Below are 8,290 nucleotides of genomic sequence, written 5' to 3' on the forward strand. Positions count from 1 at the left end.
TACGAACTCTTCTCCGGATTATCGTTTCTTCCTGCACCAAGAGCCCCTTTTTTATGAAAAAGACCTGGCTTAATCTCTGCCGACAAACGCTTTGGTGCGTTTTCAGGGTGTTGCTTCTCTCGGTCCAGAATCACCTCATCCAGTTCACCTCCCTGACTAACAAAGGATTTAATTACCCTGTTGAAGGCAGCCTCGCTATAAGTTCCATCCTTAATGGCCTGTAAAAACATATCCCGGTGCTTAGGTGTTTGATCGTACAGCATCAGGGTAATATCGCCTTTACTGGTTACCAGCCGCACAAAAGTCGACTGAGCTTTCAGCGAACAGATAAAGAGCATGAAGAGGAAAGAAAGTGCAAGTGTTTTCATGATTCTGATTTAGAGTAACAATAGTTGGAAATACTAATATAACAGTCTTGCTTTATTTTTTCCACAGCTTATATAACTTAATCTTATATTTAGCCCCCATAGATTATAATCCCTTAAAAAAACACAGGAATGAACAACTGGTTTAAGCACAACAGCCTCCACTTCATTATCATTACTCTATTCTTAGCCATTTGCTTTGTCTACTTTAATCCCGTTTTCGAGGGAAAAACACTCGGACAGAATGATGTGACCAGAGCACAATCTACACAAACAGAAATCAACGCTTACAAGGCGAAGGGAACAACCATACTTTGGACAAACCAGATTCACGGAGGAATGCCAACTTATCAGATATGGGCACCTTATAAGTCTAATCTGACTTCCTGGATTGTAAACGCTATCAACTATACTTTTCCAAAACCAGCTGGTATTGTTATAATCTTATTACTCGGCGCCTATCTACTGTTCTGTGTCCTTAAGCTTAATCCCTGGCTGGCAGCAGCAGGCGCTATCGCTTTTACTTTTTCTTCCTATAATATAATTTTACTTGTAGCAGGCCATGCCAATCAGGCCTTTGCTATCGCCTTTTTCGCCCCTGTTCTAGCAGGTATCCTTTTGACATTCAGAGGCAGGTATCTTACCGGAGCCGCATTAACCGCTTTGTTCCTTGCTATGGAAATCAGGGCGAACCACATTCAGATGACTTATTACCTCTTGCTGGCATTGCTGGTACTGGTTGGCATTGAACTTTATCATGCCATAAAGCAAAAAACAACCGCTAATTTTGGAAAAGCCATGGGGTATCTTGCCGTTGCAACCTTACTTGCTGTGGCGGTCAATGCATCTACTTTATGGAGTACATATGAATATGGAAAAGACTCCATCCGCGGCAAATCCAACCTGACTACCACGAAGGAACCAAGTAATGGGCTGGATAAAGAGTATGCTTATCAATGGAGCCAGGGCTTGGGAGAGAGCATTACCTTTCTTGTCCCAAACGCTTATGGTGGCAGTACCAGGGGTTCACAAAATAAAGATTCAAATGTAATTAAAGCCCTAACAGGGGTAGGTGCTGATCCGGAACAAGCGCAATATATTGCCAACGCAATGCCAATGTACTGGGGAGACAAACCTTTTACGGAAGGCCCATTCTATTTTGGAGCCGCCATTTGTTTCTTATTTGTACTTGGCTTGTTTATCGTTAAAAATCATTTAAAATGGTGGTTACTGGCAACTGTTATTCTCACCCTGCTTTTATCTTTTGGTAAAAACTGGCCACTGGTTTCTGATCTTTTCTTCGATTACTTCCCTTTGTACAACAAATTCAGAGCCGTTGAATCTATACTTGCAGTAGCAGGTTTATGTTTCCCTATACTGGCTCTGCTGGCTGTTAACGAAATCATCACCAATAAAAACAAAACTGAACTGTTCAAGAAAACTAAAATAGCTTTTTATATCGCTGGAGGGCTGAGTCTGATCATTGCCATCGTTCCCGGCTTACTGCTTTCCTTTAAAAGCAACAACCATGAGCAGTTTATCGGCCAATTGTCACAGATGCTGAAAATTGATGCCTCTACAGCCAATTCCTTTGGTAATGCCTTAGTTGAAGACAGAACTGCCGCCGCCAAGGCAGATGCGCTCCGTTCCTTTCTTTTTATCGTTGTCGCGTTTGGACTCCTATGGGCCTACCTAAAAGATAAGCTGAATGCAACATTGCTATCTGCAGGTTTTCTTGTTTTGGTTACTATAGATATGTGGACAGTGGATAAACGCTATCTTAATCAGGACAGCTTCGTCTCCAAACAAGATATCGAACAACCCAAACCAAGGGCCGTTGATGAAATCATTTTAAAAGACAAAGATCCAGATTATAAAGTAATAGATCTTACCGAGAATATTTTGAGCGATGCCACTACCCCTTATTTTCACAAATCTATTGGCGGTTATTCAGCTGCCCGCTTAAAACGTTTTGATGAATTGGTGCAAGCTCAATTCTCTAAAGGAATAAATCCTGGCGTACTGAGCATGCTCAATACGAAGTACCTCATCCACAACAATCCGGAAACCAAAATTCCTGATGTACAGGTTAATCCTGACGCTTGTGGACATGCCTGGTTTGTTAAAAACATTAAATACGTACAAAATCCGGATCAGGAAATGCAAGGGTTAAACAACTTTAACCCTAAAGAGCTTGCTATTGTCAATGAAAAATACAAATCTTTGATTACAAGCCCTACTACGGAAGCTGCTCCCGGTGATCTGATTCAACTGACAAGTTATGCTCCTGACCACATGATCTATCAAAGCAATAATTCCAAACCTCAGGTGGCTATTTTCTCAGAAATCTATTATGACAAGGGGTGGAAAATGCTGATCGACGGTCAGGAAAAACCCTATTTTAGTGCAGACTATCTTTTACGGGCAGCGCAGCTTCCTGCAGGCAGTCATAAAATTGAATTCGTTTTTCATCCGGCTTCCTATTATACCGGAGAGAAGATTTCTTTAGCGGGTTCTGTATTACTTGTGCTGGCTTTAGTTGCATCTCTGTATTCAGAAAAGAAATCCGGGAAAACCGATAAGGCTTAATTCACATAAAAATAGAAGGTGGAGCCCTTTCCCGGCTCACTTTCTATCCAAATTTTACCCTGGTTAGATTTCACAAATTCTTTACAAAGCATAAGCCCTATACCCGTTCCTTTTTCCCCTCTCGTACCATAGGAAATATCCATATTGCTTTTCAGAAATAAATCCTGCTGTTCTTTACTGATGCCCTTTCCTTCATCTTTAACGGAAAACAGGACCCTGCCAGTATTTTCTACATCCGCTTTAACCTCAATTTTTCCCTGAACCGGACTGAATTTAATGGCATTAGAGACCAGATTCCTGATGATAAAATCAAAGTGATTTGGATCTGCAGTAATGTTCAGTGTAGCTGGAACAAGATTAATGACCAGCAGTTCTTTATCCTCTATTTGTTTTTGCAATGCCTCTATATTTTTGCGAACAACCAATTCAGGATTAAATGCAGAGGCCTTAACATGAATACCTTTGATCTGGGCTTCTCCCCAGTTCAGTAGCGCATTTAATATTTCCAGGGTAATATCACCTTGCTTACGCATAGCTGAAATCATTTGCTGAAGATCTTCCTGATTTAATTTTTCTTCATCCATCACCGCCAGCAGCTGTGTAATTCCACCAATAGGATTACGAAGGTCGTGGCCAATAATGGAAAACAATTTATCTTTTACCATATTGCTCTCCTCAAGTCTTCTGTTCAACTGGTGGATTTTGTAGAAATAAAACCAAAGGATTAATAAAATCAGTAAAGCTGCCACAGCAACCCCTATTCCTATATTTCGTTCATAAGTCCTCTCCTGATTAACCAGTTCGAGATCTTCAATACGAACTCTGGATTCCGCAATCTTGTAACTGGATTGCAAAACAGATAAACGGTTTGCTTTATCTGCGTTGACCAAACTGTCTATCAGCCTATGATGCTCTTCTAATGAATTCAATGCTTCTGAATACCTGGATTGTTGTTTATACAGATCAGAGAGACTTTGGTAGATTTCGGCCGACAATTGTTTATTTCCAATACTTCTGGCAATGGAAAGTGCATTTCTTAAATGAAGTACACTTTCCTGGGCGTCCTCTTCCTTCACTGATTTGGCAAGATTTAACAAAGAACGAGCTTCTTCTTCCCTCAGATTCAGCTTCTTCGCTTTTTCCAGTCCCTTGCGGTGATAATCTAAAGCTTCTCTTTTTCGACCCAAGGAATCCAAAACCTTTCCTGTCTTTTGCAAAAACCTTACATGATATTTGTTGAAATTTGGATCATCACTTTTTGCCACCCCAATTTTATAATAGGCTAAGGCCTGCTGATGATCACCTTTTTTAGTATGCAATTTCCCTAGATGATTCAGCAAATTAAAATAATCGTCAGAGACTGGTTTATCTTTATTCAATTGTTCTGCCTGAACATAAAATTTAGTAGCCTGATCCAATTGATGGTTAAGTTCATAAACTTCACCAAGGTTCATATAACTTTTGATCAATCCAGACGTATCGGCCATTAAGGTATATAGACGAAGGCCCGATCTCATTGCCTCTAACGCAGGATTAATCTCTCCTTGTTTAGCTTGTAATAAACCAAGTTGCAAATAGGCACCTGCCAACTCCTTTCTATATCCGCTTTTATTGAAAAGCGGGATGGCCTGTTTTTGGTAAACGATGGCCAAGGAATAATTGCTATACTCTTCATTTATTGCAGCCAAACTACACAACATGCGTGCTTCTCCAGGTAAATAACTCCATTTTTTTGCCATCAATAAGCCCTCACGAGCAAAATGCAGTGCCGAATCTGGTCTTGTTTTCAAATAAAAATGGCTTTTTTGCTGATCTGATCCAATCTTTTGAATGACCTTTCCAGGTATTTCCTGCTCAGCCTTCCTTTTAGTGGTATAACCACAAGCCATGCAGCAAAATGCCATTAGAAACAGGTAGAAGCTATAGCTTTTCATAGGATCAGGAATTGATTCATTAATACTAAATTAAATTATTATTTTTTCAAAATAACAACTTCTGATAATTATAGTTTAAACATTCTTTATGGTATAAATATTTTTCAAACATTCCTACGACGATTAATTTTCTAAGGAATGTAAACCAAAACCGTTTATTGCCGTTATAGTAAAGATTGATGATGAAATCATCATCAATCTTTACTATAACTCTATGCTGATGAAGAAACTCCTCGTTTTTGATCTTGATGGTACACTTGCAGAAAGTAAAGCCGCATTGGATGAAGAAATGGCCACGCTTTTTAGCAAATTATTGAATATCGCTGATGTAGCAGTAATTTCGGGGGGAGACTGGCCTCAATTCGAAAAACAGGTTATATCCCATTTATCCCCTGGGAGCAACCTCGACAACTTATCTATTCTACCCACCTGCGGAACAAAGTTTTATCAGCACCGTTCCTCCGGTTGGAAGAAATTATACGCAGAAGATTTTACAGATATGGAGAAACAAAAGATTGTCAGCGCCCTGGATCAAGCCTTGCAGCAGTCAGGCTTTAAAGCAACGCAAACCTGGGGCGAACAGATAGAAGACCGGGGAAGCCAAATCACTTTTTCAGCGCTTGGACAGCAAGCTCCGCTTGAACCAAAAAAAGCTTGGGATCCTGACTTTGCTAAACGGCAGAAAATAAAAATACTGCTCGATCAGCTGATTCCGGAGTTTTCGGTAAGACTTGGTGGTGCTACTTCTATAGATGTGACCAAACCTGGAATCGATAAAGCTTACGGAATATATAAATTGAGGGATATTTTGAATATTTCTATAGAAGAAATGCTGTTTATGGGCGATGCCTTGTTTGAAGGAGGAAATGACCATCCCGCACGTACAACCGGTGCAGATTGCATTCAGGTAAAAGATCCGGAAGAGACCAAAAGAGTAGTTGAAGCAATCATTGCCTGTCTCGGATCTGCTAAAACAGAAATTTCCTATGGCAATTAAAAATAATAAACCGGCATGATCAGAAAAATTATCCCTCTCCATGCCGGTTTATTTATTAACAAAGTATTTCTATTGAACTACTTTAATCTCTACTCTTCTGTTCAGTGCTTTACCTTCATCTGTACTATTGGAGGCAATTGGTTTAGTGGCACCAAAACCTTTTACAGTAAAACTGGAGGCACTGATACCTGCATTTACCAGGTAGGACTTAACCGCATTAGCTCTATCAACAGATAAAGACATATTGTGCTCAGGCGTTCCTTCAGCAGATGAATTACCGTTCAAAATGAATTTCACAGAAGAATCTTTTCTCATTTCCGCAACAGCATGGTCCAAAGCCTGAATAGACTCTGTTTTCAAAACGTCTGAATTGAATTCAAACTGGATATTGCTGAAGTTATAATTTGGTTTTTCAACTTCCGCTGGTTTTTCAGGTTCCTGCACAGGAGGTTCTGGTTTCTTTTCTTCCGGCGGAGGTGTTTGTGCAACCGGGGCAGGAGCTGGTTTTGCTACAGCCTTCTTTGTTTTACAGGAATACATGGTTAAGGATAATGATCCCATAACGGCTAGTAATACTAGGGTTCTTGAAATTTTCATTTGTGTTTATTTGTGTTATTTGTTGTGTTCTTTGAGTATATAAAACTATACGCAAAATATAAAAATGTATCTGTAATGATACCATTTATAACGAAATATTTAACACGAACTTATATGCACATCAGTTTTTTTATCTCTGATAACGGAAATTTCAATAGGGAGGAACAACAATAGTCGTCCATCAGATCTTACATTTATATACAAACTTTCTCCCTCTGGCATGAATTCGAATTATGAGTCCATCATTTTCCAGTTTCTTAAGCTTTAGATATACAGAACCAATACTGAGAATCTCTCCCCTTTTCTTGAGCTCCAGCCAAAGCGTTTCTGCATCAATTTCTCCACCACAATTGCGAAGGTAAAGATACACGGTCCTTTCCATCACATTCAGGTTATCAGTTATATCTCTCATTTTAACCTTCCTTTCAATTCTTCACTTCCGGTTGTACGCTCTGCAGTATATTTACCTTTTTTACCAAAATGATAACTAAAAGACAGAATTCCATACCGGCTGTCATTATCCCGTCTGCTATAGGAAGAAACCTGTTCATAGAACATAAACTGCCTCGGACGATTTCCACGGAAGATATCATTCATCATCAGCTTGACATTTCCTTTTCCTTTCAGCACCTCCTTTTGAAGGCCGGCGGAAATATTGGAATAAGCTTTAGTTTTTGTGGTTCCGGATACCTCAGCACTTTGGTAAAATGCACTCAATTCTGCTTTCCATCCTTTCCCCAGTATTAAAGTGTTCTGGCTATTTAATGCAATTGTATTTCCTGAATGCTTGATTATACCCTGGCTACTTTCTAGATCAAATGAATTGTGATATAGGTTCAGAAACTGACTTCCTGTCAGCCATCCGCCTGCACTGGTAGAGACAGTGAAGCTTATTCCGTAATTATTGTAGTTTCCAAGATTGTCCGGCCGTTCAAAAGTAACCTGTCCAGGATCTTCCAGGCCGATTTTTTCTCCTATCACATCGCTGGTATGGTTATAGTTTAAGGTAGCAAAATAACGGGACCTAAAATGGTATCCAAACTCAAAAGTGTTGACCATTGCCGGCTTCAGATAAGCATTTCCTTCATAAAAAGAGAAAGGATCTGTATACACTCGAAATGGATTCAGGTCCCAGTAACCCGGGCGCTGGATCCTTCGGCTGTATCCCAGCTGAACCTTATGTGCCTCTCCAATCTGACGACCTATAAAAATACCTGGGAACCATTTATAATAGTGCCTTTTTTGTAAGGAATCTGTAGTAATCTGATGTCCATTTGTTGAAGTGTACTCCCCTCTCATGCCTATTTGAAAATGGTAGCCCTTCCATTCCTTTTTAAGATTAACATAAGCTGCCTGTATATTTTCCTTATAAATAAAATAGTTACTGGTTAATGCATCAGGTACATATTGATGATTTTGAAGCGTATCATAATGCAAATCATTTTCAGTCCGTACAAAACTGCCTTTCCATCCCATTTCTATTTTAGAAGATGATTTGAGTGGCAAAACATAGTCTATTTTGGCAACGTATATATCATTATTAGAAGGAATATCCCCACGTCTAGACCCCGGCATGCGCATAGCAGTCCCAAAAGCATCTGTATATTTTGTATCGAGTTGCTGGTCCATTTTCGAAAAATGGGTAACATAGTCCAAATCCACTTTAAGCTCATGTCCTTCTGCAGAAAACTTGTGCGTATAATTTATATTATACAGCAAATCTGTCCAACGCTCCTTCCCTTCTGTATAAGTTGATGCTTTCCAAAGCGGTTGTTTATTATGGCCGTCCATCCACTGGCTATTGATCT

At 39.7% G+C, this 8,290-nt stretch carries 7 protein-coding genes; 2 read left to right on the forward strand and 5 right to left on the reverse strand.

What is annotated here, in order from left to right:
* The coding region (locus VNZ46_RS11800; protein WP_325560341.1) for a peptidylprolyl isomerase at nucleotides 1-368 on the reverse strand (368 nt) is incomplete at its 3' end.
* Between the two features lie 129 nt (nucleotides 369-497).
* On the opposite strand from VNZ46_RS11800, the gene VNZ46_RS11805 reads away from it, so the two are divergent.
* Nucleotides 498-2,954, forward strand: a complete 2,457-nt coding sequence (locus tag VNZ46_RS11805; protein WP_325560342.1) for a YfhO family protein — start codon at nucleotides 498-500, stop codon at nucleotides 2,952-2,954.
* Here the strand turns inward: VNZ46_RS11805 and VNZ46_RS11810 are convergent.
* On the reverse strand, nucleotides 2,951-4,888 hold the full coding sequence (locus VNZ46_RS11810; RefSeq protein ID WP_325560343.1) for a tetratricopeptide repeat-containing sensor histidine kinase: 1,938 nt from the start codon (nucleotides 4,886-4,888) through the stop codon (nucleotides 2,951-2,953). The two genes, VNZ46_RS11805 and VNZ46_RS11810, sit on opposite strands and share 4 nt — an antisense overlap.
* 220 nt (nucleotides 4,889-5,108) lie before the next feature.
* On the opposite strand from VNZ46_RS11810, the gene VNZ46_RS11815 reads away from it, so the two are divergent.
* A complete protein-coding gene (locus VNZ46_RS11815; RefSeq protein WP_325560344.1) occupies nucleotides 5,109-5,885 on the forward strand; it encodes an HAD-IIB family hydrolase in 777 nt (258 codons plus the stop codon).
* Between the two features lie 69 nt (nucleotides 5,886-5,954).
* Here the strand turns inward: VNZ46_RS11815 and VNZ46_RS11820 are convergent, their stop codons facing one another.
* The 3 genes from VNZ46_RS11820 to VNZ46_RS11830 form a co-directional block, all read right to left on the reverse strand.
* Nucleotides 5,955-6,446, reverse strand: coding sequence for an OmpA family protein (locus VNZ46_RS11820; protein WP_325560345.1), 492 nt, complete (start codon nucleotides 6,444-6,446; stop codon nucleotides 5,955-5,957).
* A 217-nt stretch (nucleotides 6,447-6,663) separates the two neighbouring features.
* Complete coding sequence (locus VNZ46_RS11825) at nucleotides 6,664-6,894, reverse strand: hypothetical protein (protein ID WP_325560346.1); 231 nt, start codon at nucleotides 6,892-6,894, stop codon at nucleotides 6,664-6,666.
* Nucleotides 6,891-8,290, reverse strand: a 1,400-nt coding sequence (locus tag VNZ46_RS11830; RefSeq protein ID WP_325560347.1) for an outer membrane beta-barrel family protein, incomplete at its 5' end; no start/stop codon positions are given. The genes VNZ46_RS11830 and VNZ46_RS11825, both read right to left, overlap by 4 nt.

The sequence above is a fragment of the Pedobacter sp. genome (assembly GCF_035566355.1).
Lineage (GTDB): Bacteria > Bacteroidota > Bacteroidia > Sphingobacteriales > Sphingobacteriaceae > Pedobacter.